Source organism: Streptomyces sp. NPDC025721 (assembly GCF_055558595.1).
In genome coordinates this window covers 1-25,285 of sequence record NZ_JBVHMF010000009.1, presented here as the reverse complement: position 1 = coordinate 25,285, position 25,285 = coordinate 1, and the positions used below count along the sequence as shown (strand labels likewise).

24 protein-coding genes are annotated in these 25,285 nt (G+C 73.5%); 9 read left to right on the top strand and 15 right to left on the bottom strand.

The features are described from left to right. Positions 1-27 precede the first annotated feature (27 nt). Both ACZ4EF_RS15155 and ACZ4EF_RS15150 read right to left on the bottom strand, forming a co-directional pair. On the bottom strand, positions 28-843 hold the full coding sequence (locus ACZ4EF_RS15155; RefSeq protein ID WP_401304873.1) for a pentapeptide repeat-containing protein: 816 nt from the start codon (positions 841-843) through the stop codon (positions 28-30). A 14-nt stretch (positions 844-857) separates the two neighbouring features. Continuing rightward, on the bottom strand, positions 858-2,267 hold the full coding sequence (locus tag ACZ4EF_RS15150; protein ID WP_391047049.1) for a M1 family metallopeptidase: 1,410 nt from the start codon (positions 2,265-2,267) through the stop codon (positions 858-860). Positions 2,268-2,502: 235 nt separating this feature from the next. On the opposite strand from ACZ4EF_RS15150, the gene ACZ4EF_RS15145 reads away from it, so the two are divergent. From ACZ4EF_RS15145 to ACZ4EF_RS15130, 4 genes are read left to right on the top strand one after another with little or no spacing between them, the layout of a single operon-like run. After that, positions 2,503-3,045, top strand: coding sequence for a Na+/H+ antiporter subunit E (locus ACZ4EF_RS15145; protein ID WP_355343191.1), 543 nt, complete (start codon positions 2,503-2,505; stop codon positions 3,043-3,045). Continuing rightward, positions 3,042-3,497, top strand: a complete 456-nt coding sequence (locus ACZ4EF_RS15140) for an MrpF/PhaF family protein (RefSeq protein ID WP_467346937.1) — start codon at positions 3,042-3,044, stop codon at positions 3,495-3,497. The genes ACZ4EF_RS15145 and ACZ4EF_RS15140 overlap by 4 nt, the downstream gene beginning before the upstream one ends. After that, entirely contained in the window at positions 3,494-3,865 is a 372-nt protein-coding gene (gene mnhG / locus ACZ4EF_RS15135) for a monovalent cation/H(+) antiporter subunit G (RefSeq protein WP_355343185.1), read from the top strand. The genes ACZ4EF_RS15140 and mnhG overlap by 4 nt, the downstream gene beginning before the upstream one ends. Further along, the gene (locus ACZ4EF_RS15130) at positions 3,862-5,013 is read left to right on the top strand and encodes a PP2C family protein-serine/threonine phosphatase (protein WP_355343183.1); all 1,152 of its coding nucleotides are present in this window, start codon (positions 3,862-3,864) and stop codon (positions 5,011-5,013) included. The genes mnhG and ACZ4EF_RS15130 overlap by 4 nt, the downstream gene beginning before the upstream one ends. Here the strand turns inward: ACZ4EF_RS15130 and ACZ4EF_RS15125 are convergent. Beyond that, positions 5,000-7,996 (bottom strand): FAD-binding and (Fe-S)-binding domain-containing protein, encoded by a 2,997-nt coding sequence (locus tag ACZ4EF_RS15125; RefSeq protein WP_467504784.1) that lies wholly within the window; start codon positions 7,994-7,996, stop codon positions 5,000-5,002. The genes ACZ4EF_RS15130 and ACZ4EF_RS15125 overlap by 14 nt on opposite strands. 296 nt (positions 7,997-8,292) lie before the next feature. On the opposite strand from ACZ4EF_RS15125, the gene ACZ4EF_RS15120 reads away from it, so the two are divergent. Together ACZ4EF_RS15120 and ACZ4EF_RS15115 are read left to right on the top strand one after the other, a co-directional pair. Continuing rightward, positions 8,293-9,162: an ANTAR domain-containing protein gene (locus ACZ4EF_RS15120; RefSeq protein ID WP_467504782.1), complete on the top strand. Its 870-nt coding sequence runs from the start codon at positions 8,293-8,295 to the stop codon at positions 9,160-9,162. Between the two features lie 198 nt (positions 9,163-9,360). Beyond that, complete coding sequence (locus ACZ4EF_RS15115; protein WP_355343174.1) at positions 9,361-9,909, top strand: hypothetical protein; 549 nt, start codon at positions 9,361-9,363, stop codon at positions 9,907-9,909. Between the two features lie 204 nt (positions 9,910-10,113). On the opposite strand, the gene ACZ4EF_RS15110 is transcribed toward ACZ4EF_RS15115, so the two are convergent. The 11 genes from ACZ4EF_RS15110 to ACZ4EF_RS15060 form a co-directional block, all read right to left on the bottom strand. Continuing rightward, positions 10,114-10,794, bottom strand: coding sequence for a class F sortase (locus ACZ4EF_RS15110; RefSeq protein WP_188283612.1), 681 nt, complete (start codon positions 10,792-10,794; stop codon positions 10,114-10,116). Positions 10,795-10,799: 5 nt separating this feature from the next. Next, the gene (locus ACZ4EF_RS15105) at positions 10,800-11,414 is read right to left on the bottom strand and encodes a hypothetical protein (protein WP_391163940.1); all 615 of its coding nucleotides are present in this window, start codon (positions 11,412-11,414) and stop codon (positions 10,800-10,802) included. 224 nt (positions 11,415-11,638) lie between these two features. Next, on the bottom strand, positions 11,639-12,418 hold the full coding sequence (locus ACZ4EF_RS15100) for an HAD-IIA family hydrolase (RefSeq protein ID WP_355343169.1): 780 nt from the start codon (positions 12,416-12,418) through the stop codon (positions 11,639-11,641). 266 nt (positions 12,419-12,684) lie between these two features. Continuing rightward, entirely contained in the window at positions 12,685-13,773 is a 1,089-nt protein-coding gene (locus ACZ4EF_RS15095) for a 2-aminoethylphosphonate ABC transporter substrate-binding protein (RefSeq protein ID WP_467504779.1), read from the bottom strand. A gap of 60 nt (positions 13,774-13,833) precedes the next feature. Then, a complete protein-coding gene (locus ACZ4EF_RS15090; RefSeq protein WP_391163942.1) occupies positions 13,834-14,631 on the bottom strand; it encodes an ABC transporter permease in 798 nt (265 codons plus the stop codon). Next, positions 14,618-15,640, bottom strand: a complete 1,023-nt coding sequence (locus tag ACZ4EF_RS15085) for a 2-aminoethylphosphonate ABC transporter permease subunit (RefSeq protein WP_467504776.1) — start codon at positions 15,638-15,640, stop codon at positions 14,618-14,620. The genes ACZ4EF_RS15090 and ACZ4EF_RS15085 overlap by 14 nt, the downstream gene beginning before the upstream one ends. Beyond that, positions 15,633-16,790, bottom strand: a complete 1,158-nt coding sequence (locus tag ACZ4EF_RS15080; RefSeq protein WP_467346927.1) for an ABC transporter ATP-binding protein — start codon at positions 16,788-16,790, stop codon at positions 15,633-15,635. Before ACZ4EF_RS15080 ends, ACZ4EF_RS15085 begins: the two co-directional genes overlap by 8 nt. Then, a complete protein-coding gene (locus ACZ4EF_RS15075; protein WP_355343155.1) occupies positions 16,787-17,557 on the bottom strand; it encodes a phosphonatase-like hydrolase in 771 nt (256 codons plus the stop codon). The genes ACZ4EF_RS15080 and ACZ4EF_RS15075 overlap by 4 nt, the downstream gene beginning before the upstream one ends. A 5-nt stretch (positions 17,558-17,562) precedes the next feature. Beyond that, entirely contained in the window at positions 17,563-18,681 is a 1,119-nt protein-coding gene (locus ACZ4EF_RS15070) for a TIGR03364 family FAD-dependent oxidoreductase (protein WP_467504774.1), read from the bottom strand. A gap of 133 nt (positions 18,682-18,814) precedes the next feature. Further along, positions 18,815-19,579, bottom strand: a complete 765-nt coding sequence (locus ACZ4EF_RS15065; RefSeq protein ID WP_355343149.1) for a GntR family transcriptional regulator — start codon at positions 19,577-19,579, stop codon at positions 18,815-18,817. A 69-nt stretch (positions 19,580-19,648) separates the two neighbouring features. After that, the gene (locus ACZ4EF_RS15060; RefSeq protein ID WP_467504771.1) at positions 19,649-21,142 is read right to left on the bottom strand and encodes an ROK family transcriptional regulator; all 1,494 of its coding nucleotides are present in this window, start codon (positions 21,140-21,142) and stop codon (positions 19,649-19,651) included. 56 nt (positions 21,143-21,198) lie between these two features. Here ACZ4EF_RS15060 and ACZ4EF_RS15055 point away from each other — a divergent pair, with 56 nt between their 5' ends. Next, on the top strand, positions 21,199-22,263 hold the full coding sequence (locus ACZ4EF_RS15055) for a Gfo/Idh/MocA family oxidoreductase (RefSeq protein WP_355343143.1): 1,065 nt from the start codon (positions 21,199-21,201) through the stop codon (positions 22,261-22,263). Next, positions 22,260-22,742, top strand: coding sequence for a heme-degrading domain-containing protein (locus tag ACZ4EF_RS15050; RefSeq protein ID WP_391047083.1), 483 nt, complete (start codon positions 22,260-22,262; stop codon positions 22,740-22,742). Before ACZ4EF_RS15055 ends, ACZ4EF_RS15050 begins: the two co-directional genes overlap by 4 nt. A gap of 113 nt (positions 22,743-22,855) precedes the next feature. Here ACZ4EF_RS15050 and rox read toward each other — a convergent pair whose 3' ends face one another. Next, positions 22,856-24,283 (bottom strand): rifampin monooxygenase, encoded by a 1,428-nt coding sequence (gene rox, locus ACZ4EF_RS15045; RefSeq protein ID WP_467504769.1) that lies wholly within the window; start codon positions 24,281-24,283, stop codon positions 22,856-22,858. 282 nt (positions 24,284-24,565) lie between these two features. Between rox and ACZ4EF_RS15040 the strand changes: the two genes are divergently transcribed. Next, positions 24,566-25,156, top strand: a complete 591-nt coding sequence (locus ACZ4EF_RS15040) for a GNAT family N-acetyltransferase (protein WP_467504767.1) — start codon at positions 24,566-24,568, stop codon at positions 25,154-25,156. Positions 25,157-25,285: the final 129 nt, after the last annotated feature.

Sequence of the window (25,285 nt, the reverse complement as noted above, 5' to 3'; positions counted from 1 at the left end):
CCGACGGGGCGCGTCCTGCCCCGGGCGTCAGGTCCAGTGGGAGGGGCGGGGCGGGCCACCTGGCGAAAGGACGGTGGTGGAGTCGCCGCGGGCGGCGGTGAGTTGGGGCGGGGTGAGGAAGAGGGCCCCGCGCAGATCCGCCCCGCGCAGATCGGCGTCGCGGAGATCGGCACCGATGAGATCGGCGAGGCGCAGGTCGGCCCGCCGCAGGTCGGCGGCGATCAGATAGGCCCCGCGGAAGTCGGTGCCGCGCAGGTCCGCCCCGCGGAACCCGCGGCCGATGAGGTCGGCGCCGCGCCGGTCGCGGCCGGGGGTGCCGGCGCGGGCCAGGGCGCTGGCGCGGAGCAGGATCTCGTTGACGGGCGCGCGCTCGGCGGCGACGTCGAGGGCGAGCAGGGCCTCGGGGGTGCCGAGGGTGAGCCCGGAGATCCGGGCGACGGCCGCCTCGGCGGCGGCGTGCACGGGCCGGGCGGACGGCAGCGCCAGTGTCTCGCCGAGGTAGCGGAGGAGTTCGTGGAGCTGCCGGACGACCGGCAGCAGCGCGAACATCGACCGCCCCCCGTCGGCGGCGTCGCGCCAGTCCTGCCCGCCGAAGGTGATCCGGGAGAGCTTCTGGCCCGCGCCGAAGCAGTCGTAGACGGTGCAGCCCCGGTAGCCGCGGCCCCGCAGTTCGCGGTGGATGCCGCAGCGGTGGTCGCCGCCGAGGTGCCCGCAGGGCTCCCCGGCGGCCTTGTCCGCGGCGAAGTCCGCGGAGCGGGTGAAGGCGAGGGCCACGCAGCACAGCCCGAAGCAGTCGCCGCAGTCGGCCCGCAGCTCACTCGTCTCACCCGTCGGCGTGTCCACCGGTCAATGGTGCCTCACGGCGCCGAGGGGAAGACCGCGGGCTTGGCGGGGGTGTAGAGCCAGGTCTGGAAGAAGGTGCCGAGGCGCTGCCCGGAGATCCGCTCCGCGAGCCGCTGGAAGTCGGCGATGGTGGCGTTGCCGTAGCGGTGCAGGGCGGGCCACGCCTTGAGCAGGGTGCGGAAGTCGCGGTCGCCGATGGTGTCGCGGAGCGCCTGGATGGCGACGGCGCCGCGGTCGTAGACGGCGTCGTCGAACTGGTTGTCGGGGCCGGGGTCGCCCGGCTTGACCGTCCAGAACGGGTCGTCGGCGGGGTGCGCGTCGTAGATGTCGCGGGCGAGCTGCTGCGGGGTGCCGGTGCCCTCGTGCTCGGCCCACAGGAACTGGGCGTAGCTGGCGAAGCCCTCGTTGAGCCAGATGTCGGACCAGCGTTCCAGCGAGACGTCGTCGCCCCACCACTGGTGGGCCAGTTCGTGCGAGACGACGTTGGTGTTGGCCTTGGTGGCGAAGGAGCTGGGGCTGTAGAACACGCGGGTCTGCGCTTCGAGCGCGAAGTGCGAGGTCACGTTGGGCACGTAGCCGCCGGCCGCGTCGAAGGGGTAGGGGCCGAACCAGCCGCTGAGGAAGTCGACGATCTCGGCGGTCCGCTCCACGCTGGCGCGGGCGTTGGCGGCGGTGGCCGCGGGGAGGTCGGCGCTGTACGCGTTGATGACCGGGACGCCGGTGCGGGTGCGGCTGTGCGTGATGTCGAAGTGGCCGACGGCCAGCGTGGTGAGGTATGTGGCCTGCGGCTTGGTCTCGCGCCAGTGGTAGCTGGTCCGGCCGTCCTCGGACTTCCGCGAGACCAGCAGCCCGTTGCTGATCGCCTGGTCGCCGTCGGGGACCTTGACGCGCACGTCGTAGGTGGCCTTGTCGGCCGGGTGGTCGTTGCTGGGGAACCACCACCACGCGGATTCGGGTTCGTTGGCGGCGACTGCGCCGTCCGGGGTGCGCTGCCACGACGTGAAGCCGTAGCGCTTCACGGTGGAGGGGACGCCCGAGTACGTGACGGCGACGGTGATCCGGTGGCCCTTGGCGATCGGCCTGGCGGGGGTGATGACCAGTTCCTGCTCGCCGCTGGTGGCGAAGGCGGCGGGCTTCCCGTCGACGGTGACCCGGCTGACGGTCAGCGCGAAGTCCAGGTCGAAGCTGGTCAGTCCCTGGGTGGCGGTCGCCGTGATGACGGCGGTGCCCGACAGCAGGTCGGTGCTGGGCTGGTAGTCGAGGTTCAGGTCGTAGTGGGAGACGTCGTAGCCGCCGTTCCCGTAGGTCGGGTAGTACGGGTCGCCGATACCGGGCGCGCCCGGCCCCGTGTCGGCAGCGGCCGCCGGGATCGCCAGCAGCAGGCCGAGGGCGGCGGCAGTGGACGCGATGACTCTCTTACGCACAGGGGTCCTCCAGCACGGTGAACGACAAGCGGCGGGTGCCAAGTGGCCGCCGCCGCGAGGCGGGTGGCGGCGGCCGAGTGGCAGGTACACGGCGACCCTAAGGAGCCCCAACCGTCCCAGCCACCCCTGTACTCACTGCTGTCGCAGAACGTTCACCCGGCGCAACACAACGGCCGGAACGTGACACCCGTGTCGTAGGCGCGTCACACGTGTCCGGTCTGCGAGCATTCGGCGGGTGCGTACCCTGCGGAGAATCCAGTGGCCGCTGGTGCTCTGGCTGGCCGTGGTCTGGGTGCTGCTGTGGGGAAAGGTCACCGCGGGCAATGTGCTGACCGGCCTGGCCGTCGGCGTCGTGCTCTGCCTGGCCTTCCCCCTCCCGCCGCTCGAACTCGAACTGCGGCTGCACCCGGTGGGCCTGGTCCGCTTCGCCGCCTACTTCCTGGCCGATCTGACGGTGGCCGGGCTGCGTACGGTCTGGCAGATCCTCACCCCGTCGCCGCTGCCCTGCGCGGTGCTCGCCGTACCGCTGCGCTCCCGCAGCGACTTGATGCTGACCGCGACGGCCGTGGCGGTCTGCGCGGTGCCGGGCAGCGCCGTACTGGAGATCCAGCGCTCCACCGGCACCCTCTTCGTCCACGTCATGGGCTCCGACAGCGCGGGCACGGACCAGGCCCGCGCCGAGGTCAGACGCCTGGAGCAGCTGGTGGTACGGGCGTTCGGCACCCGCGCGGAGATCGCGGACCTGACGGCCCCCGAGCCGGGTACGGGTGCGCCGTGAACTGGGTGACGGGGGTGGTGCTCGCGCTGCTGGTCGCCTCCGGCGTGATGGTCTTCGTCCGGCTGGCGCGCGGCCCCTCGATGCTGGACCGGGCGGTGGCGGTGGACGCGCTGCTGGCGGTCGTGGTGGCCGGACTCGGCGCGCGGGCCGCGGAGGCGCGCACCCCGTACACCCTGCCGGTGCTGCTGGTCCTGGCCTTCCTCGGCTTCACCGGCTCGGTGGCCAGCGCCCGCTTCATCGCGGTGCGCGGCGCGGAGCCCCCGGAGCGGCCGGGCGGGCAGGAGCCGGCGGGGTCAGGGGAGCCAGGAGGGCCGGGGCGGCCGGGGGAGCCGGTGGAGCCCGAGGGGGCCGAGCGGACCGAGCGGACCGAGCGGACCGAGCGGACCGAGCGGCCGAAAAGGGATGACGGCCGGGAGGGCACGGCCGCTGACGGTGAGGAGACGGGCGGATGAGCTGGACCGCGGTGGGCGACTGGGCCGCGGCGGTGTGCCTGCTGCTCGGCGCGGGGCTGAGCTTCGTGGCCGGGGTCGGGCTGCTGAAGCTGCCCGACACCCTCACCCGTATGCACGCGGCGACCAAGCCGCAGGTGCTCGGGCTGCTGTTGGTGCTGCTCGGGGTCGCCCTGCGGTTGCGTTCCTGGGTGGATCTGGGAACGCTGGTACTGATTGGCACGTTTCAGCTGATGACTGTGCCGGTCGCGGCTCATATCGTGGGCCGCGCGGCGTACCGCACGGGCCAGGTGGACGGCGACCGGCTGGTCCTTGACGAGTTGGACGAGCGGCTGACCCGGCCGGAAAGGCCAGATAGGTTCACCGTGTGAAGAATGTCCGCGTGGTCAGGGCGCTACAGCATGTGGAGGACGAATACCTGTCACGTATGGGTATGTCGCTCCCCCTGCTGGTCATCGCGCTGGTCGTGATCGCCGATCTCGCGGCGGGCCGGGACCACTTCATCACGCCGGGCATCGTGGCCGCGCCGCCGCTGGCCGCGATCACCGTCAACTGGCGGCGGACCCTGTTCATCGGCGTGCTGGGCCTGATCGTCCAGGCGGCGCTCGCGCCCTACGACGGCATCGCCGAGATCCCCGATCACGACGTGTTCTTCGGCCAGGTCTTCGCGTACGGCTCGGTGACCCTCTTCAGCATCTACATCGCCTGGCGCCGCGAGACCGGCGCGAAGGCGTTCAGCGCCATCACCTCCGTCGCCGAGGCCGCCCAGCACGCCCTGATGCGTCCGCCCGCCCCGCGCGTGGGCGGTATCCAACTGGCCGTGCGGTACGTGTCGGCGGCCGACGCGGCGCAGATCGGCGGCGACCTGTACGCGGTGCTCGACACCCCGTACGGCGTGCGGGCGCTGATCGGCGACGTGCGCGGCAAGGGCCTGGGCGCGGTGCAGACCTCGGCGGTGGTGCTCGGCGCCTTCCGCGAGGCCGCGTTCGACGAGGGCGGACTCGACCGGGTGGCGCGCCGGGTGGACATCAGCGTCGGCCGGCATGTGACCGGCGGGGACTTCATCACGGCGCTGTTCGCGCAGTTCGACAAGCCGGACAGCGTGGAACTGCTGCACTACGGCCATGTGCCGCCGCTGCGGGTCTCGCGGGACGGCGAGGTGGAGACGCTGTACCCGAACGAGCCGTGGCTGCCGCTGGGCCTGGCCGACATGGTGGCCGAGGGGCCCACCCCGTGGCGGGTGCCGCTCATGCCGGGCGACGTGCTGGTGCTGTGCACCGACGGGGTGATCGAGGCGCGCAGCCCGCGGGACAACTCCTTCTACCCGCTGGCCGAGCGGGTCGGCCGCCTGGTCGCCGGTGCCTCGTACGACCTGGACGACGCCGTGGAGCGCGTCTACAGCGATCTGCTGGAGCACGCGGGCGGCTCGCTCACCGACGACGTGGTCCTGCTGCTGCTCGCGCCCCAGCAACGGCCCCTGCCGGCCCACCCGCAGGACCCGCCGCTCAATCCGGTGTGACCGCTGTCGTCGTGTCCCGGGCGTCCGGCGCGGGCGCCGCGTGGGTGACCGGCAGGCCGCGTGTCGCACGGTCCAGCGCGATCAGCACCGACTCGTACGCCTCGCCCGTGGCGTGTTCCATGCCCAGCTCGCACATCCGGTTCGCCGACAGATACGCGTCGTAGCCGCGCGCCGCGACCTCCTCGGCCTCGGGGCGCGTCGCGGCCTCGGTCAGCTCCTCGTGCAGCATCCCGCGGTCGCCCGCGAAGGCGCAGCAGCCCGCGTCGTCGGGCACGACGACCTCGCGGGCGCAGGCCCGCGCGACGGTCTCCAGCGCGCCGGTGTCGCCGAGGTGCCGCATCGAGCAGGTCGGGTGCAGGACGGCGGACGCGACGGTGTCGGTGACCGTCAGCCGCGGCAGCAGGTGCTCGGCGGCCCAGACGACGGAGTCGATGACGGTCAGCTCGCCGTGCAGCTCACGGTTGGCGTCGGAGAGGTACGGCACGACGTCGCGGGCCAGGCCGAGCGTGCAGGAGCTGGCGTCGACCACGATCGGCAGCCGTCCGCCGCCGGTCCACAGCCAGGCGGCCTCCACGATCCGGTTGGCCATCACCGCGTTGCCCGCCAGGTAGCCCTTGGAGTGCCAGATGGTGGCGCAGCAGGTGCCCGTGACGTCGTCCGGGATCCACACCGGGCGGCCGGCCCGCGCGGAGACGCTGACGACGGCCTGCGGCAGCGACCCGTACCGGGTGGCCGGGACGCCGAAGACGCGGTTGACGCACGCCGGGTAGTACACGGCGGTCGCGCCGTCCTTCTCGGTGCGGGGCAGCCGGGGGGCGGCGCCGGGGATCTCGGGGAGCCATTCGGGTATCAGGTCCGGGCGTACGGCTCTGCGGGCCAGGCCGGTGCCCGCGGTCAGCGGGCGGTCGCCGACCCGGTCGCGTACCGCGTCGGCGGCGGCCACCGCGGCGCGGGCGGCGCGTTCCGCGGCCTTCCAGTGGGTGGCGACGGAGGCGGCGACCCGCTCCTCGGTACGGGAGTGCCCTGCGTGCCGGAAGTCCCGCATCATCGCGCCGGTGTCGATGCCGACCGGGCAGGCCAGCGCGCAGGTGGAGTCGCCCGCGCAGGTGTCGACGGCGTCGTATCCGTACGCGTCCAGGAGCGCCTGGAGGACCGGGGAGCCGGGCGGCTGGCGGAGCATCTCGCGGCGCAGCACGATCCGCTGCCTGGGAGTGGTGGTCAGGTCGCGGCTGGGGCAGGTGGGCTCGCAGAAGCCGCACTCGATGCAGGCGTCGGCGACGGCCTCGATGGCCGGAATCGTCTTGAGGCCGCGCAGGTGGCCGCGCGGGTCCAGGTCGAGGACGACGCCGGGGGCGAGGACGCCGTCCGGGTCGAGCAGCCGCTTGACCCGCCACATCAGGGCGGTGGCCTTCGCGCCCCACTCCAGTTCGAGGAAGGGCGCGATGTTGCGGCCGGTGCCATGCTCGGCCTTCAGCGAGCCGTCGAAGCGCTCGACGACGGTGTGGCAGAAGTCGTCCATGAAGGCCGCGTAGCGCTCCACGTCGGCGGGGTCGGCCGCGTCGAAGGTCAGCAGGAAGTGCAGATTGCCGTGCGCGGCGTGGCCCGCGACAGCGGCGTCGAAGCCGTGCCGCTCCTGGAGTTCCAGCAGCTCGGCGCAGGCGTCGGCGAGCAGCTCCGGCGGTACGGCGAAGTCCTCGGTGATCAGTGTGGTGCCCGACGGGCGGGCGCTCCCGACGGCCGCAACGAAGGCGTTGCGGATACGCCACAGGCCGGCGATCCGCGCCGGGTCGCGGGTGAAGGCGTTGTCCGCGGACGGTACGGGCGTGACCAGGCCGAGGTCGTCGCAGACCCGGACGGCGGCCCGCTCGTACGCGGCCAGCTCCGTGTCGTCGGCGGCCCGGAACTCCACCAGCAGCGCGGTCGTCTCGCGCGGCAGCACGGCCCACTCCCCCGGCACCTCGGGCACGCCCACGGCGGCCCGCAGGGTGTTGCCGTCCATCAGCTCGACGGCCTCGGCCCCCGCCTGGTTGAACAGCGGCACGGCCGCGGCGGCGGCGGGCAGCGTCGGGAAGAACAGCAGGGCGGCGGTGGCCGCCGCGCGTATCGGCAGCGTCTCGAAGACGGCCTCGGCGACGAAGCCGAGAGTGCCCTGCGAGCCGACCATCAGACCGCGCAGGATCTGCGCGGGCGTCTCGGCGTCGAGGAAGGCGTCGAGCCGGTAGCCGTTGGTGTTCTTGATCGCGTGCTTCGCGCGAATCCTGGCGGTCAGCTCCTCGTCGGCCTCGATCTCGTCCCGCAGGTCGAGCAGGCCCTGGCACAGCTCGGGCTCGGCGGCGGCCAGCGCCGCGTCGGCGTCGGGGTCGCCGGTGTCCACGAGGGTGCCCGACGGCAGGACGACGGTCATCGAGGTGACCGTGCGGTACGAGGTGCGGCTGGTGCCCGCGGCCATCCCGGACGCGTTGTTGGCGACGACTCCGCCGACCGTGCACGCGACGGCGCTGGCCGGGTCGGGGCCGAGCACCCGGCCGTGCCGGGCCAGGGTGGCGTTGGCCCGCGCGAGTACGGTGCCGGGCAGGATACGGGCCCGCGCGCCGTCGGCCTCGACCTCGACGCCGCTGAAGTGGCGGCGCACGTCCACCAGGATGTCCTCGCCCTGCGCCTGGCCGTTCAGGCTGGTGCCCGCGGCTCTGAAGACCAGGTGGCGGCGCTCGCGGCGGGCGTAGGCCAGCAGCCTGACGACGTCCTGCGCGCTCTCGGGCAGGACGACGGCCTGCGGCACGAAGCGGTACGGGCTGGCGTCGGAGGCGTAGCGCACGAGGTCGGAGACGCCGGTGAGGACCTTCTCCGCGCCCAGCAGCTCGGTCAGCGCGGCCTTGAGGCCCTGCGGTGTGCCGGTGGCCCGCGACTCCTCCACCCGGTCGGGCGCGGCGCTCGCGGGCGGCACAGGGCGCAGTGCCTCGCCCTTCGGATCGGGCACGGGCATCCGGACCTCCTCGGGCGGACCGTGGGACGTGGTGGTTTCCGGTTCTCGGTCGTGGGCGCTGGGCTCGCGGCGGTTCTCGGGTCGGCGGCTCCGGGTGCTCGGTGCTCGGCTCTCGGTGCTCGGGAGGAGCCCACCGATTGCCAAGGTATGACGGACTCCGCGTTCCCGCTCGCCCCGCGGGCCCCGCGCTGCTCCGCCGTCTCCGACCTACGGCGGAGGCGCCGCGCCGACCCGACGGCGGATACTCGGCTGCGAGTCCGGCAACGGGGGCCGGGCACGAACGGGGAGCAGCGAGAATGAGCCACAGCGCGCCAGGTGATCCTTCCGGCCCTCCCACGAAGGGTCCCGCCACGAGCGGCCCCGCCTCGAGCGGCCCCGCCTCGAACGGTCCGGCCACGAGCGGCCCTTCCGGGGTCCGGCCCGGCGCTCCCGCCGACTCCCCGGCGCCCGAGCCGTACGCCGCCGCGCTCGGGGCGGCCTTCGTGGCCGTGGCCGACACGCTCGACGGGGGCGGCGCGGTCGGGGACGTGCTGGTCGGGCGGTGTGTCGGGGTGCTCGGGGCGGCGGCGGCCGGGCTGCTGCTGGTGGCGGAATCGCGCGGGAGCGCGGAGCCCGAGGTGGTCGCGGTCACGGACGAGGCCGTACGGGCGCTGGTCGCCGCCGAGGGCCCCGGCCGGGAGTGCCACCGCGCGGGCGCGCCGGTGCGCGCCGACGTGCTGGGCGCGGCGGCGGGCCGGTGGCCCGATTTCACCGGGGCCGCGCTGGCCGCGGGCTACGGCGCCGTCCTGGCCGTCCCCATGCGCTGGCGCGAGGAGACCATCGGCGCCCTGACGCTGTTCCGTACGGCGCCCGGCCCGCTCCCCGACGGCTACGCCGAGCTGGCCCAGGCGCTCGCCGACGTCACCACCATCGGGGTGCTCCAGCGCCGGGTCAGACGGCAGCGCGAACAGCTCGCCGACCAGCTCCAGTCCGCCCTGGAGAGCCGGGTCCTGGTCGAGCAGGCCAAGGGGCTGCTCGCCGAGCGCTGGCAGGTGAGCGTGGACGCCGCCTTCGCCGCGCTGCGCAGCCACGCCAGGACGCGCCGCATCCGGCTGTCCGACCTGGCGCAGGGCCTGCTCGACAGCACGGTGGACGCGGCGGAGCTGCGCGGGGGCCCCGGCCGGTGACGCCGCCCATGCCGCGGCCGGTGACGTCGCATTGCGTAGAGAACGTGTAACCAACCGTCATATTCCCTCTGGTGCGCGGGAGTTCGGTGTTCTAGGGTGTGGGGCACTTCGCGGCCCGCGACCCCGGTCGCGGCGCTCAGACCCGTACTCTCCCGTCCGCTCAGGCACGGCCCGACGACGCCAGGACTTGGTTTGCCCATGGTCAAGCTCGCGGCATCCGCGTACCTCCCCCCACGCGAAGCCGACCGCCCGGTGCTCGACGTGTCCTGGACCTTCTCCGTCGGCCGCCTGCCCGGCAGCGACGAACTGGCGGCCCGTATGACCCGCGCCGCCCTCGACACGCTCGGCGGCCCGTACGGCGGGATCGGCGCCCTGATCACCGACGCCACCTCACTGGCGTGCGCCTACCTGGTCGCCCACAGCCTGGCCCGGCGCTACCGCGTCACCCTGGGCGTGGACGGCGGGCACTGCGCGGTCGCGGTCACCGACTACGGCTACGACCACGGGCTGCCCGGCGACGGCGCGGAGCCGGTGCCGGAACCGGCCCGCGACGAGGCCAGGGACCTGTGCAGGCGGCTCGCCGAGGCCGCGGCCCACCCGGTGACGATCGACGGGGTCCAGGTGCACCACGCGGTGGACGGCGCCGTGCTCATCCGCTTCAGGACCCAACTGCCCCACGCCCCTACGGTTCCCCCCACTCCCCCGGCCGCGCCGGACGCCTCCCGCAGTCCAGGCGCCCGAGGGTGAGGAGCGCCCGGCCGGGCGGCTTCGCGGGGGAGGCGAGCCACCGGCCGGGCGCGGTACGCACCCCGGGAGGGATGCGGGTCTCGACACGCGCGTCAGGCCGTCCGCGCGCCGGGCCGTCCGCGCGTCGGGCCGTACGTGCGTCAGGCGCACGCGCCTCGGGCCGTACTCCGTCGGGCGCACGCGCCTCGGGTCGTACTGCGTGCGTCAGGTCGTGCGGTTGCCGGTCAGCGCCGCGAAGACCACGACGTTCGCCGAGTACGCCTGCTTCTCCTTGTCGAAGGAGCCGCCGCAGGTGATCAGCCGCAGTTCCGGGCGCCCGGAGGACCCGTACACCCGGTTGGCGTCGAAGTGGTCCTTCTCCACCACCTCGACGCCCTCGACGGAGAATTCGGCGACCGTGCCGTCCGCGCGGGTCACCTCCACCAGCGCGCCCGGCTCGACGGTGCTCAGCCCGTAGAAGACGGCCGCGCGGGTCTCGGTGTCGACGTGGCCGACGATCAGCGCCGCGCCCGCCGTTCCCGGCGACGGTCCGTCGCGGTACCAGCCCGCGACGTCCGGGGTGGCGTACGGCGGCGGGTCCACCGCGCCGTCCTTCAGGCCGCGGCCGACGAGCTTGGCGTGCAGCCCGATCGAGGCGATGTCGATGCGCAGCGGCGTGGAGGCGGGCATCGGCAGGTGGGGGGCGTAGACCTCGCGCGGGCGGTCGGCAGCGGCGGCGGCCAGCGCCCGGCCGCCGGGGGTGGCCTCCGTACCGCTGCCGCCGCCGTCGTGTCCGAACAGCCAGGCCGCGAGCAGCACGAGGGCGACGGCCGCGGTCGTCCAGGTCCTGTTGTCGGGCCGTGGACCGTCCTCGCCGCCGCCCGCGGCCTCCGCCCCTTCCGCCATCCCGGTCAGCCGCGGTCGGAGCTGCGGCGCCGGTGGATCACGAGGCCCGCCAGACCGATGGCCGCGAAGCCGCCGGTGACCAGCAGCGCGCTGGTGTCGGAACCGGCCGTGCCGGGCCCGGCCGCGAGCTGCGCGGTGCCGCCGCCGCCCGCGGGGACGGGCGCGATCGGCAGCGAGGTGCTGGCGCCGGTGACCGTCACGGACGCGGACGCGGAGCTGGAGGAGCCGTTGCACTCGACGGAGATCTCGTACGAGCCGTCGACCGCGTCGGACTTGATGAACGCGGTGCCTTCGAGCGAGTGGGAGCCGTCGCTCGCCGGGGCGAGGGTGACGGTGTCCACGAAGACCTCGGCGCTGGCGCGGGCCTTGCCGCCGGACTTGCAGGAGGTCTCCAGGTGCAGGCTCACGACACCACCCGGCGCCACGCTGGCGGGCGACACGTCCATCGAGTCCGAGGAACTGGACGACGAGGACGAGGACGACGACGAGGAGGAAGAGGACGACGATCCCCCTCCGCCCGAGTCGGCGATCGCCTGGCTGGGCAGCCCCGAGGCGCCACCGAGCGCGAACACTCCGACGGCACCGGCTGCGGCGATGACGGGCAGTTTCAGACCGAACATGGAGACCTCCGCTCGTCCGGGAGCGGGGACTCGCGCCCGGTGCTTACGAACATCCCTGCGACGGCCGCCGCCCGCACCCCGAGGGGCGCCTCAATCGTCCATCAGGGTGAGGGACGCTCTACGGAGAGTGACGAATCGGTGTGTCGGCTCGGCTTTCCCGGGCCCGGGGCTCCGGGGGCCGCGCGCCGGCTCGGGGGCCGGCGCTGGGGGCTGCGGGCCGGGGCTCAGATCTCCGACACGAGGTCCGCGATCGAGTTCACGACGCGCGAGGGGCGGAAGGGGTGGCGGTCGATGTCGGCGGGCGCGGTGAGGCCGGTCAGCACCAGGAACGTGGTCATGCCGGACTCCAGGCCGGCCAGCACGTCGGTGTCCATCCGGTCGCCGATCATCGCGCTGGTCTCGCTGTGCGCGCCGATCGCGTTGAGCCCGGCGCGCATCATCAGCGGGTTGGGCTTGCCCACGAAGTAGGGGTCCTTGCCGGTGGCCTTGGTGATCAGCGCGGCCACGGAGCCGGTCGCGGGCAGCACGCCCTCGGGGGACGGCCCGGTCTCGTCGGGGTTGGTGCCGATGAAGCGGGCGCCATTGTTGATCAGCCGGATCGCCTTGGTGAGCGCCTCGAAGCTGTAGGTGCGGGTCTCGCCGAGGACGACGTAGTCCGGGTCGGTGTCGGTGAGGATGTAGCCGACGTCGTGCAGGGCGGTGGTCAGCCCCGCCTCGCCGATCACGTACGCGGTGCCGCCGGGGCGCTGGTCGTCCAGGAACTTGGCGGTGGCCAGCGCGGACGTCCAGATGTTCTCGACCGGTACGTCGAGGCCCATGCGGGTCAGCCGGGCGTGCAGGTCGCGCGGGGTGTAGATGGAGTTGTTGGTGAGCACCAGGAAGGGCTTGCCGGACTCCTTCAGCCCCTTGATGAAGGCGTCGGCGCCCGGGATGGGCGTGCCCTCATGGATCAGCACCCCGTCCATGTCGGTGAGCCACGACTCGATGGGCCTGCGTGTCGACACGGGTTCCGCTCTCCTGTTCCTCGCACAGCTCGCGCCCGGGGCATCCGCTCGCGGCATCCGCGCGCCGCTTCCGCGCACGGCTTCAGCACGCCGGCTTCAGCCCACGGCCTCAGCACGCCGCTTCTGCCCACGGCTTCACTCACCAGCGTAGCCGGGGCGGATGGCACCCGCCCCGGCCGTCTCGCGTGCTGGTCGGCCGCCGCGTCACGGCGGTCCCCCGGTCAGCCAACGGCCGGCTGACCGGTGACCTGCCGTTCGGCCAGGAGTCAGCTTCCGGTGGCGGTCTTCCACGCGTCCACGTAGTCGGTCAGGTGGGCGTCGATGTCGGACCAGTCGGGGGTGAAGACGTCCACGCCCGACATGATCTGCTTGAGCTTGGCGGCGTTGGCGTCGGTCGCGGTCACGTCGGTGCGGGCCGCGAAGCCGCCGCCGATCGAGGAGACCTCCTGCTGGACCTCGGTGGTCAGGAAGTAGTCGAGCAGCTTCTTGGCCGCGTCCTCGTGCGGCGCGTTCTTCACCAGCCCGGCCGCGTACGGCAGCGCGAAGGTGGTCGGCTTGCCCGAGGCGTCGGCGGCCGGGAAGAAGATGCCCTGGTGCGGCATCGTCGCCTGGTCCGCGTAGTTCATCTGCACATCGCCGTTGGCGACCAGCAGTTCGCCCTTGTCGACCTTGGAGGCGAGCTGGCCGGTGGACGCGGACGGGCCGACGTTGTTGGCCTGGAGCTTCTTCAGGTACTCCATCGCCGGGGCCTGGCCGCCGAAGTCGTGCATGGCCTTGATGACGACGGCGGTGCCGTCGCCCGCGACACCGGGGGTGGAGTACTGGAGCTTGTTCTTGAACTTGCCGTCCAGCAGGTCGTTCCAGGTCTTGGGCGGGGTCGGCAGTTCCTTGGTGTTGTAGATGAAGCACAGGTAGTTGTTGACGATCGAGGTCCAGTCGCCGTCCGCGCCCTTGTCGGCGGCGTCGACCTTGTCGGAACCGGCGGGCTTGTACGTGGTCAGCAGCCCCTTGGCGTCGGCCTGCTGGATGAAGGGCGGCAGCGTGACGATCAGGTCGGCCTTGGTGTTGGACTTCTCGCGGATCACGCGCTGCACGACCTCGCCCGAGCCGCCCTCGACGTAGTTGACCTTGATGCCGGTCTTCGCCGTGAAGTCCTTGAACACCTTGTCGTAGAAGCCGTCCCCGGCCTCGTTGTGCAGGCCGTCGGCGCTGTAGACGGTGACCTCGGTGGACGCCTTGCCGTCCGAGGAACCGGAGCCGGAGTCGGAGGAACCGCCGCAGGCGGCGAGGGCGAGACCGAGCGTGAGGGTGCCGGCGACGGCGGTGAGCGGGGTGATGGGGCTGCGCTTGCGCATGGCAGGTCGAACTCCTTGCTGGGTGTGGTCAATCGGGAAGGAGAAAGGGGAAAAGGGGGGTCAGCGGTAGGAGGCCCGGGTGCGGACGCGGGACATCCCGAGCAGGACGAGCAGGGTCGTCACCATGAGGACGACGGCCAGGGCGGCGCCCGAGTAGAGCGAACCGCGGTTCGTCGCGCCGTAGATCTGGACCGGCAGCGGCAGCCAGTCGGGCGGGTAGAGCATCATCGTGGCGCTCAACTCGCCCATGGACAGGGCGAAGCAGAGTCCGGCGGCGGCGGTGAGCGAGGGCAGCAGCAGCGGAAGCCTGATCCGCCACAGCACGTACGCGGGCCGCGCGCCCAGGCTCGCGGCGCTCTGCTCGTACGCCGGGTCGAGGCGGACGAGCGCGGCGCTCACGGACTGGTAGGCGAAGGCGGTGACCAGGACGGTGTGGGCCAGGATCACGATCTCGCGGGTGCCGTTGAGCAGCAGCGGCGGCTTGGAGAAGGCGACCAGCAGGGACAGGCCGACCACGACGGACGGCACGGCGACGGGCAGCATGAACAGGGTGTCGAGCAGGCGCCGTTGCCAGCCGCGCAGGCGTTCGGCGGCGAGCGCCGCCCAGCCGCCGACGAGCAGGGCCAGCACGCTGGCGGCCAGCGCCGTCCACAGGCTGGTGGTCAGGGCGTGCGCCGAGTCGCCCTTGGTGATGTCCTGATAGTGCGTCAGCGTCGGGTGGGACGGGAAGGCGCCGCTCCAGTTGGTGGCGAAGGACGCCATCAGCACGACGAGGAAGGGCAGCGCGAAGACCGGCAGGAACAGGACGAAGAAGACGGCCCAGGCCGTCCAGCGACCGCTGCGGCTATGCACCAGCACGGCGGGCACCTCCGGTGAAGCCTCCTGCGAGGGTGGTGGTACGGGCCACGACGGCCCGGTAGAGGCCGTAGAGCGTCACCGACAGCACGACGGCGACGACCGCGACGACGCACGCCCCCGGGTAGTCGCCGTCGAGGATCGCCTTGCTGTAGACGAGCATCGGCAGGGTGGTGACGCCCTTGGCGCCGGTGAAGAGCACGATGCCGAACTCGTTGAGGCACATGACCAGGACGAGGCTGCCGCCCGCCGCGAGCGACGGCAGCGCCTCGGGGAGGATCACCTGCCGTACGATCCGCGGCGCCCGCGCGCCCAGCGACGAGGCGACCTCCAACTGGGCGGTCTCCACCTGGGAGAAGGCCGCGAGCAGCGGGCGCATCACGAAGGGCGTGAAGTACGTGATCTCCGCCAGGAGTACGCCCCACGGTGTGCGCAGGAAGTCGATCGGGCCGCTGCCGCTCGCGCCGCCCGTCACGTCCGTCCACAGGCCGTTGGCCATGCCGACGGTGCCGTAGAGGAACAGCAGCGCGAGGGTGATCAGGAAGGAGGGGAAGGCCAGGAAGATGTCGATGAAGCGGCTGAGCGCCTTGCCGCCGGGGAACGGCACGAAGGCGATCACCAGGGCCAGGACGAAGCCGAGGACCAGACAGCCCGCGGTCGAACCGACCGCGATCCACACGGTGTTCCACAGCGCCTTGCGGAACGACTCCTCCGTGAACACGTCGGTGTACGCGGACACGGAGTGGCCGCCGCTGTCCGGTGAGAGGGACTGCTTGCCGACGAGGAAGAGCGGATAGAGGAAGAAGAAGCCGATCGCGGCCAGGGGCGGCAGGGCCCAGAGCGGGCCGGGCACGGTCAGCCGCCGCGAACCGCCCTTGTCCGCGGCGGGCGTGGCGGTGCGCGCGGCCGGTCGGGCGTCCGCTGTGGCGTCCGGCTTGGCGTCCGGTGGGGTGTCCGGTGTGGCGCCCGGCTTCGTTTCCGGTACGAGCGGCGCCTGCGTCGTCCTAGCCAACGCCGACACCTCCCGCGCCGAGCCCCGCGGGCAGCAGCACCGCGTCCTCGGCCGCGAAGGTCAGCCCGACCTCGTCGCCCGCCCGCGGCGGCTGCCGCAAGTCCCCTACGTCGGCGCGCAGTTCGTGCCCGTACGCCGCGACGAGCAGCCGGTGCGTGTGGCCGCGCCACTGCACGGCGGTGACGGTGCCGCGCAGGACGTTGCCACCGCCTTCCCCGGATGCGGCGGCCAGCCGCAGCGCGTGCGGGCGGACGCACAGCGTCGCCTCGGCGCCAGGCGCCGGGCCGTCCGTACCGCTCGCGGCCACCTGGAGGGTGGTGTCCGCCAGCCGTACGGCGCCGTCCTCCCCCGCCCTGACGTTCAGCAGATTGGCGTTGCCCACGAAGGAGGCCGTGAAGGCCGTGCGCGGGTGCCGGTAGAGGTCGTGCGGGGTGCCGCAGTCCCGGAGCCTGGCCTTGTCCAGGACGGCGATACGGTCGGCGAGCGTCAGCGCCTCGATCTGGTCGTGGGTGACGTACAGGATCGAGACCTCGGGCAACTCGCGGTGCAGCCGGGCCAGTTCGGTGAGCATCCCGGAGCGGAGCTGCGCGTCGAGCGCCGACAGCGGCTCGTCGAGCAGCAGCACCCCCGGCCTGATCGCCAGCGCGCGGGCGATGGCCACGCGCTGCTGCTGCCCGCCGGACAGCTCCCGCGGATAGCGCCGGGCGTACGCGGCCATGCCGGTCATCTCCAGCGCGTCCGCCACCCGCCCGGGCACCTCGCCGCGCGGCACCTTCTGCGCCTTGAGCCCGAACGCCACATTCTGGTCCACCCGCAGATGCGGGAAGAGCGCGTACTGCTGCACCACCATCCCGATGCCCCGCCGGTACGGCGGCAGGTCCGTCACGTCCCGTCCCCCGATCACCACCCGCCCGCTGACCGGCCGCACGAACCCCGCCACCGCCCGCAGCGCCGTCGTCTTCCCCGACCCCGACGGGCCGAGCAGCGCCATGACCTCCCCGCGCTCGACGGTCAGGTCGAGCGAGTCCAGCACCGTCTGGCCGTGGTAGGCGACGGTCACCTGCGCGAACCGGATGCCCGCGGGGCCGGTCGTGCCCGCGCGCGGGGGCGCGGGCGTCGGCTCCGCCGCCGGGTGGTCGGCGGCGGTCATCGCGGGGTCTCCCGGCGCGCGACGGCGGCGGGGAGTTCGGCGATCGAGGCCAGGACGTGGGTGGCGCCCGCGGCGATGAGCTGAGCCTCGGTGTGCGCGCCGGTCAGGACGCCCGCGACCAGCGGGGCGCCCGCGCGGACGCCGCTGAGCATGTCGTAGGCGGTGTCGCCGGCCACCGCGACCTGGCGGACGGAGTCGGTGCCGGTGCGCAGCAGCGCGGTGAGCACCATGTCGGGGTAGGGGCGGCCACGGCCCGCGTCGGCCGGGCACAAGGTGAGGTCGGCGACATCGCGCCAGCCGAGCGCGTCGAGGATCGCGTCCTGCGTGACGCGGGAGAAGCCGGTGGTCAGGACGACCTTGCGGCCCGCCTCGCGCAGCGCGTCGATCGTCTCGCGCGCGCCGGGCAGCGGCGCGCACCGGCCGCCGTCGACGAGTGCGGCGTACGCGGTCTCGAACGCCGCGTTGCCGCGCCGTGCCGCCCGCTCGTCACCGAACAGGGCGCGGAAGACGGTGATCTTGGACTCGCCCATCGTGGCGCGTACGTAGTCGAGTTTGGCGCTGTGGTCCGCGCTGCCGGGCTCGACCCCCAGCTCCTCGGCCGCCCGCGAGAAGGCCAGTTCGACCAGGCCGTCGTCGGCGACGGTGGTCCCGGCCATGTCGAGGACGACGAGCCGCAGGTCGGACGTATCACCTGGGGCGGAGGCGGAGGCGGCGGGTCCCGGCTCCGTGGGTGCGGGGGCGGCGGCAGCCGCCGTGGTCTCGGTCATGTCGTTCACCAGCCGATCTCGTTCGCGGTGTCCTCGCCGATCGCCGGGGAGCAGGTCATGCCGCGACCGCCGGGGCCGGTGACCAGCCACACGCCGTCGCGTACCTGCTCGCGGTGGACGACCCGGGTGGTGTCGGCGCACTGCGCGTACACCCCGGCCCAGCGGCGGCGGATCTTGGGCAGGGGGCGGCCGAGGAGTTCGGCGGCCCGTTCCAGCAGGTGGTCGTACGGGTCCTCGATCACGTCGAAGGCGAAGGCTTCGTCGTATTCGTGGGTGTCGCCGATGGTGAGGCCGCCGTCGAGGCGCTGGACCATGAGCAGTTGCATGCGGTGCTCGGCGGCGACCGGCGGCTGCGGCTGGCCCGCGCGCAGGGCGTCGAGCGCGGCGCCGTCGTAGGCGGGGTAGTAGCGGAAGCTGTCGGCGTCGGCGACGGAGGTCGTCAGCGGTTCGCCCAGCGGGTCGGTCTGCGCCATCTGGAGCCGGACCCTGCGTACCGGCAGGCTCGGCGCGAGTTCCTTGACGAGACCGGTCAGCCAGGCGCCGGTGGCGACGACGACGCTGTCGGAGGCGTACGACGTGCCGTGGTCGTCGCGGACCAGGCCGGTGTCGACGTCGCGGACCTCGCGGCCGGCGACGAAGGTATAGCGGCCGGTCGCTTCGAGGTGGGCGCGCAGGGCGGGCAGGGCGACACGCGACTCGACGGCGGCGTCGCGCTCGCAGAGCAGGGCGCCGAGGAGTTCGCCGCGCATGGCCGGGTTGTGGGCGGCGACCTCGGTGGGCGACAGCCACTTGTAGCCGCGCTCGGCGGCGTCGGGGCGGCCCAGGACGTCCTCGGCGACGGCCCGCTCGGCCGGGGTGCGGACCACGGTGAGCGAGCCGTTGGCGCGGAAGCCGACGCCGGGCACGCGGGCGCCGATCTCCTCCCACAGCTCGCGGGCGCGCAGCGCGGTCTCCAGTTCGGCACCGGCCGCCCGGCCGCCGACCCACACGAGGCCGAAGTTGCGCACGGACGCGCCGCGGGCCTCCCGCTCGCGCTCCAGGTGGACGACCTCGTGGCCGCGGTTGACTGCGTGCCAGGCATGCATCGTGCCCAGCGCTCCGGCTCCTACGACAGTGACTCTCACGCCGTCGAGATTCGCGGCGGAGGGTGGCCGTCTCGCGTCCGGCTACCGACGTCCGGGTGAACAGGTCTCCAAGCTTGGACTAGACCCGTTATCGTTCCGTGACTAAATAGGGGGGCGTCGGCCACCGGAGACCTCAGCCCCGCCGGTCGCTCTTCTCCATGTGGACGGTGAAGCTGAAGCGGTCGCCGCGGTAGAGCGACCGCACCCGCTCCAGCGGCTCGCCCGCCTCGTCCCGGCTCGACCGGTGCAGCAGCAGCATCGGCAGCGCGGGCGGCGTACCGATCAGCAGCGCCTCGCGCGGTGTGGCCAGCACCGTCTCGATCCGCTCGTCCACCGAGACCGGCTCGACGCCGATCCGCTCGCGCAGAAAGGCGTAGAAGGAGGTGTCGGGCGCGAAGTCCCTTTCCAGGTGCGGCAGTCGGGCCACCGCGAGATACGTGCTCTCCAGGCCGACCCGCTCCTCGTCGGCGAGCAGCACGCGCTCCATGTGCCACACCGGGTCGCCGGGCGCGAGCCGCAGTTCGGCGGCGAGACCGGGGTCGGCGGGCAGCCGCTCCAGCGCGATCAGATTGCGGCCGGGGACGCGGCCCTGCCGCCGTACGCCCTCGGTGTAGCTGTCGGTGGACAGCGGCTGTTCCAGCTTGGGCCCGGCCACGACGGTGCCGCGGCCCCTGCGGCGCACCCGGCCCTGGATCAGCAGTTCGCGCAGCGCCTGCCGTACGGTCTCCCGCGCCACCTCGAAGCGGGCCGCCAACTCCCGCTCCGTGGGCAGCAGTCCGCCCTCGCCCAACTCGTCGAGCACGACTTCGAGGCGGGTCTTGACGGCGAAGTACTTCGGCACCCGCCCGTGCTCCGGGATGCCCGCCCGGATCGGGCTCTGCGGATCTGCGTCGGCCATTGCCCGATCCTCGCAGACCGGACGGGGTGCCCGGTCCCGGAGCCCTGCTCACGGGCGGGCGGGGACGCGTCAGGCGTGGGTGAGGACATTGCCGAAGAGCGGGGCCAGGACGAGCAGGGCGGCGCCCTCGGCCACCGCGCGGGGGCCCGCCGCGGCGAATCCCACGGGCACGCTCCGGCCGCGTTCGGCCAGCACGGCCGTGACCTGCTCGGCGAAGACGGCGGGCGCGGCCAGTACGGTCCTGCCGCCCAGCACCACCCGGTCGATGTCGAGCAGCGCGACCAGATTCGCCGCCCCGACGCCCAGCAGCCGGGCCGCGCCCACGGTGTCGCCGCGCCCGGCCGCCGCCAGGCACAGCGCCTCCAGGCAGCCCCGGTTGCCGCACTCGCACAGCACCCCGCCCAGCTCCACCGCCTGGTGCCCGAACTCCCCCGCCCCGGTCCGCCCGCCCCGGTACACCTCCCCGCCCAGCACCAGCCCGGCGCCGAGCCCGGCCCCGAGGTGCAGATACGCGAAGGCCGGGGGGCCGCCTGCGGCGGGGCGGGGACGGGCGGCTGCGGACTCCGCCGTCGTCGGCGGTTCGCCGCCAGGGGCGGGGTCGGACTCCGTCCCGCGACCACCGGCTTCGGACGCGGGACCGCCGACTCCGGACGCGGGACGACCGGCTCCGGGGGCCGGGGCGGTGACGGGGGCCGGGGCTGTGACGGGGGCCGGGGCGGACTCCGTCGGTGCGGACCACTCGCCGGGGGCGGCGGCCGGGGGCGGTGAGCCCTCCCCGGTCCCGGCCAGAACGACCCCGGTCGGGACGCTTCCCGCCGGGACGGCCTCGGCCAGGATCGACAGGGCCGCCGCGTTGGTGTTCTTGTCGAGGGCGACCGGGAGGCCGAGGGCGGCGGCCAGGCGGGCGCGGAGCGGGACGCCCTGCCAGTGCGGGAAGCCGGTGACGCGGTGGAGGGTGCCGGTGCGGTGGTCGAGGGGGCCGCGCATGCCGACGCCGACGCCGAGGACGGCGCCGGGGGCGCGGGCGGCGATGAGCCGTACTTCGTGGACGATCGCGGCGAGCGCGGACTCCACGGGCAGGCCGAGGTCCAGCGGCGCCTCGCGTTCGGCGACGGTACGGCCGGTGAGGTCGGTGAGGACGGCGGTGAGCCGTTCCCCGTCGAGGTGGACGCCGACGGCGTGCCGGGCGCCGCTGACGAGCCGCAGTTCGGTGCGCGGCTTGCCGCCGGTCGAGGCGCGCCGCCCGGCCTCCTCGACCAGTCCCTCGGCCCGCAGCCGGGCGGTGATCTTGCTGACCGCCTGGGGGGTGAGGCCGGTCCGCTCGGCCAGCTCCAGGCGGCTGATGCCCCGCGCGCGGCCGTCCGTACCGCCGCTGCCCGTACCGCCGCCGCTCGTACCCCCGCTGTCCGTGCCGCCGCCGCTCGTACCCCGGCTGTCCGTACCGCCGCTGTCCGTGCCTGCGTCGGCGGGCGACAGCGTGGCCGTACGGAGCAGGCCGAGGACGAGCGCGGCGTTGTGGCTGCGGAGGGCGGGGAGGTTGGCGCCGGGCGCGGACGGGTTCACCCCGCCATTGTCCCGCGCGCTTGCACTTTGGCAACACTGTTGCCAAAGTGGAGCGCATGAGCACCCCCGGCACTCCCCTTCGCGTCGGCCTCGTCGGCTACGGCCCGGCCGGCTCCTTCTTCCACGCCCCGCTGATCGCCGCCACCGAGGGCCTGGTCCTCGACACGATCGTCACCGGCAGCCCCGAGCGCCGCGCCCAGGCGCTGGCCGAGCACCCGGACGTACGCTTCGCCGCCGCGGCCGACGAGCTGTGGGCGCGCGCGTCCGAGCTGGACCTGGTCGTCCTGGCCTCCCCCAACCGCACCCATGTGCCGCTGGCCACCGCCGCGTTGGACGCCGGGCTGCCGGTCGTGGTGGACAAGCCGCTCGCGGGCACCGCGGCCGAGGCGCGCGAACTGGCCGCCTTCGCCGAGCGCCGCGGCCTGCTGCTCTCCGTCTTCCAGAACCGGCGCTGGGACAGCGACTTCCTCACTCTCCAAGGGCTGCTGGACAAGGGCGAGTTGGGCGAGGTGCAGCGCTTCGAGTCGCGGTTCGAGCGGTGGCGCCCGCAGCCCAAGGGCGGCTGGCGCGAGTCCGGCGACCCGGCCGAGATCGGCGGCCTGCTGTACGACCTCGGCAGCCACCTCGTCGACCAGGCGCTCGCGCTGTTCGGCCCGGCCGCCCTGGTGTACGCCGAGTCCGACGTCCAGCGGCCCGGCGCCGCCGCGGACGACGACACCTTCATCGCCGTCACCCACGCCAACGGCGTCCACTCCCACCTGTGGATGAGCGCCACCACCGCCCGCCTCGGGCCGCGCTTCCGCGTCCTCGGCAGCCTCGGCGGCTACGTCACCTACGGTCTTGACCCCCAGGAGGCCGCGCTGCGCGAGGGCCTGCGCCCCGGCGAGGGCACGGCGTGGGGCGCGGAGCCGGAGTCCTCGTGGGGCACCGTCGGCACCGACGACAACTCGCGCCGGGTGCCGTCCGTGCCCGGCGACTACCCCGCCTTCTACGCCGGTGTCCTGGCCTCCCTGCGCGACGGCACCCCGCCGCCGGTCACGGCGCTGGAGGCCGCCGCCGCCCTGGACGTCCTGGAGGCCGCGAAGCTCTCGGCCGCGCAGGGCCGGACGGTGGCGCTGTGACCGCGCCCGGCGGCGAGCGGGTCGCCGAACTCGTGGCGCAGGAAGCGGAGTTGGTGTTCTCCCGGTTCACCCACGACGACGCCTGGCGGCTCGGCTCCCTGCTGGTCGAGATGGCCCGCGAGGGCGGCGCCGCCGTCACCGTCGACATCCGGCGCGGCGGTCAGCAGCTCTTCCACCACGCCCTGGACGGCACCACCCCCGACAACGACGCCTGGCTGGCCCGTAAGGCGCGGGTCGTCGAGCGCTACCACGCCTCGTCACTGCTGGTCGGCGAGCGGTTCCGGGCCAAGGGCGGCAGCTTCGAGGAGTCCTCGCGGCTCGACCCCGACCTGTACGCGGCGCACGGCGGCGCGTTCCCCCTGCGGGTGGCGGGAGTCGGCGTGGTCGGGGTCGTCGCCGTCTCCGGCCTCCCGCAGGTCGAGGACCACGCGCTGGTCGTGGCGGCGCTCACCCGCTATCTGGCGGAGGCGGGCGCCTGACGGCGAGCGGGGTGGGTGGCCGTGATCGCCGTGAGCTTGACGGTCGGTCGCCGTGAGCTTGATGGTCGCCGTGAGCTTCATGGTCGCCGTGATCGCTCAGTCGGCGTGATCGCTCAGTCGGCGGGGGCCCCGAACCACTTCGGCATCAGGGCGCGCAGGTCCGCCTGGTCCTCGCCGACCCACACGACATGGCCGTCCGGGCGCAACAGGACGCCGGGGACGTCCAGTTCCTCGCTGACGTCGACCACGTGGTCGACCCGGTCCGCCCAGCCGTCGACCGAGAGCGCGCCGGTCCGGTCGAGCAGCAGACCGCGCCCCTGGCGCATCAGCCCGTAGAGGTGGCCGCGCTTCAACTCCACGTCGCGCAGCCGCCGGCCGAGCAGTTCGTGCCCCTCGCCGACGTCGTAACGGATGGCGATCGCGGTGATCTTCTCGATCAGATACGTGTTGACGTTCTCGAACTCGGCCAGTTCCGACAGCAGTCGGCGCACCGCCATGGCTCCCGGCTCCGTGGACATCAGCTCCATCTGGGCGCGGGTGTTGTCCAGTACGGCGGCGGCCACCGGGCGGCGCTCGGTCTCGTAGGTGTCCAACAGCCCTTCCGGGGCCCAGCCGTTGACGGCGGCGGCCAGCTTCCAGCCGAGGTTGAACGCGTCCTGCACGCCGAGGTTGAGGCCCTGGCCGCCGGTCGGCGGGTGGATGTGCGCCGCGTCCCCCGCCAGCAGCGCCCGGCCCACGCGGTAGCTGTCCGCCAGGCGGGTCGTGTCGCCGAACCGCGACAGCGAGCGCGGTGAGTGCACGCCGAAGTCGGTGCCGCCGAACGCCGTCAGCCGCTCCTTGAAGTCCTCCAGCGTCGGCGGGACCGCCCGGTCCTCGCTGACGCCCTTCGCGGGCACGACCACCCGGTACGTCCCGTCACCGAGCGGCATCGCCCCGAAGCGCTTCTCAGTCTTGCGCACCTCGGCCGTCACGGCCGCCAACGTCTCCTGGTCGACGTCCAGTTCCATCTCGCCGATCAGCGTCTCCACCCTGCTCGGCTCCCCCGGGAATCCGATGCCGAGCAGCTTGCGCACCGTGCTCCGGCCGCCGTCGCACCCCACGAGGTACCGCGACCGCAGCCGCGACCCGTCCGCCAGCTCCGCCGTCACCCCCTCGTCGTCCTGGCTCAGCCCCACGACCTCGCAGCCGCGCCTGAACTCCACGCCCAGCTCCCGCGCGTGCTCGGTCAGCAGCCGTTCGGTGACCGTCTGGAAGATCCCCAGCACATATCCGTGCGCCGTATCCAGCCGCCGCGGCCACTCCCTGCCGAGCCCCCCGAAGAATCCCCCGACCCGGTGCTGCGTCCCCAGCGCCAGGAACCGCTCCAGCAGCCCGCGCTGGTCCATGATCTCGATGCTCCGCGCGTGCAGCCCCAGCGCCCGCACCAACGACGTCGGCTCCGCCTCCCGGTCCAGCACCACGACGTCCACGCCCTGCAACCGCAGCTCGCTCGCCAGCATCAACCCCGTCGGCCCACTGCCGACGACGGTCACGTCCACCATCAGATGTCCCCGTCCACAAAGCCGTGCATTCCGCCAGATTCACCGCACCTCTGGCCTCCGGCCGCCCATTGTGCGACCCCAGCACCCCCTTGCCGCAAGGCCCCCCTTGCGCTATACCTTAAGAAGGGCAAGGAGTACCCACTCTCCTTGCCCATTCGCATACCCGGCCTCCGCACCCCGGAATTCAGCCCGGCCCACCCCCGTACGCTGGCAGCCCGGACCGGGTCGACGTCATGGCCCGCGCGAGACAGCGACAGACGGCGGGGGCTGAGCATGGGTGGAGTGACGCGGTTCTGGACGGGCGAGCGGGTGCGCCTGCGGGGCCTGGAGCCCGAGGACTGGGAGCAACTGGCCGCGTTCGAGTCCGAGGCGGAGACGCAACGGGACGGTGAGCGGCTGATGCTGCCGATTTCCGCGGCCGCGGCTCGCAAGCGCCTTCAAGAGCAGAGCGAGAAAGGGCCGAGCCGTACGGAGGACGAGTACCTGCTCGTCATCGAGGCCCTGGACAGCGGGAAGCCGGTGGGTGCTGTCGTGCTGAACGACTGCGACCGGCTGAACGGCAACTTCCATTACGGCATTCATCTCGGTGCCGCGTACCAGCGCCGCGGCTACGCGTCGGAGGCCATGCGGCTGGTCCTGTCGTTCATGTTCGGGGAACGGCGGTATCACCGCTGTTGTGCCGAGGTCTACGGAGGCAACGAGGGGTCGTTGGCGCTCCAGCGCAAACTCGGTTTCACCGCGGAGGGCGTGCAGCGTGAGCACGTGTTCCAGGGCGGCGCCTATCGGGACGTGCATCACTTCGGGCTGCTCGCGGTCGAATTCGAGGCCAACGAGCGGGCGGCAGGACGTGAGCCCTACTTCGCTACGACGTGACGGGCTTCGGGGCGGGGGGGGGGGGGGGGGGGGGGCCCCCCTCCCCCCCCCCCCCACAACCTACCCGTTGGGGGCTGTAGGCGGCGAAAACCTTCTCCCTGCGGCCCACTCCTCGCACCCCCACCCCCC

Coding starts and splice junctions, on each gene's coding strand:
- mnhG (WP_355343185.1), top strand. CDS start 3,494: ATGAGCTGGACCGCGGTGGGCGACTGGGCCGCGGCGGTGTGCCTGCTG.
- ACZ4EF_RS15125 (WP_467504784.1), bottom strand. CDS start 7,996: ATGCCCGTGCCCGATCCGAAGGGCGAGGCACTGCGCCCTGTGCCGCCC.
- ACZ4EF_RS15120 (WP_467504782.1), top strand. CDS start 8,293: ATGAGCCACAGCGCGCCAGGTGATCCTTCCGGCCCTCCCACGAAGGGT.
- ACZ4EF_RS15115 (WP_355343174.1), top strand. CDS start 9,361: ATGGTCAAGCTCGCGGCATCCGCGTACCTCCCCCCACGCGAAGCCGAC.
- ACZ4EF_RS15110 (WP_188283612.1), bottom strand. CDS start 10,794: ATGGCGGAAGGGGCGGAGGCCGCGGGCGGCGGCGAGGACGGTCCACGG.
- ACZ4EF_RS15105 (WP_391163940.1), bottom strand. CDS start 11,414: ATGTTCGGTCTGAAACTGCCCGTCATCGCCGCAGCCGGTGCCGTCGGA.
- ACZ4EF_RS15095 (WP_467504779.1), bottom strand. CDS start 13,773: ATGCGCAAGCGCAGCCCCATCACCCCGCTCACCGCCGTCGCCGGCACC.
- ACZ4EF_RS15080 (WP_467346927.1), bottom strand. CDS start 16,790: ATGACCGCCGCCGACCACCCGGCGGCGGAGCCGACGCCCGCGCCCCCG.
- ACZ4EF_RS15075 (WP_355343155.1), bottom strand. CDS start 17,557: ATGACCGAGACCACGGCGGCTGCCGCCGCCCCCGCACCCACGGAGCCG.
- ACZ4EF_RS15065 (WP_355343149.1), bottom strand. CDS start 19,579: ATGGCCGACGCAGATCCGCAGAGCCCGATCCGGGCGGGCATCCCGGAG.
- ACZ4EF_RS15055 (WP_355343143.1), top strand. CDS start 21,199: ATGAGCACCCCCGGCACTCCCCTTCGCGTCGGCCTCGTCGGCTACGGC.
- rox (WP_467504769.1), bottom strand. CDS start 24,283: ATGGTGGACGTGACCGTCGTCGGCAGTGGGCCGACGGGGTTGATGCTG.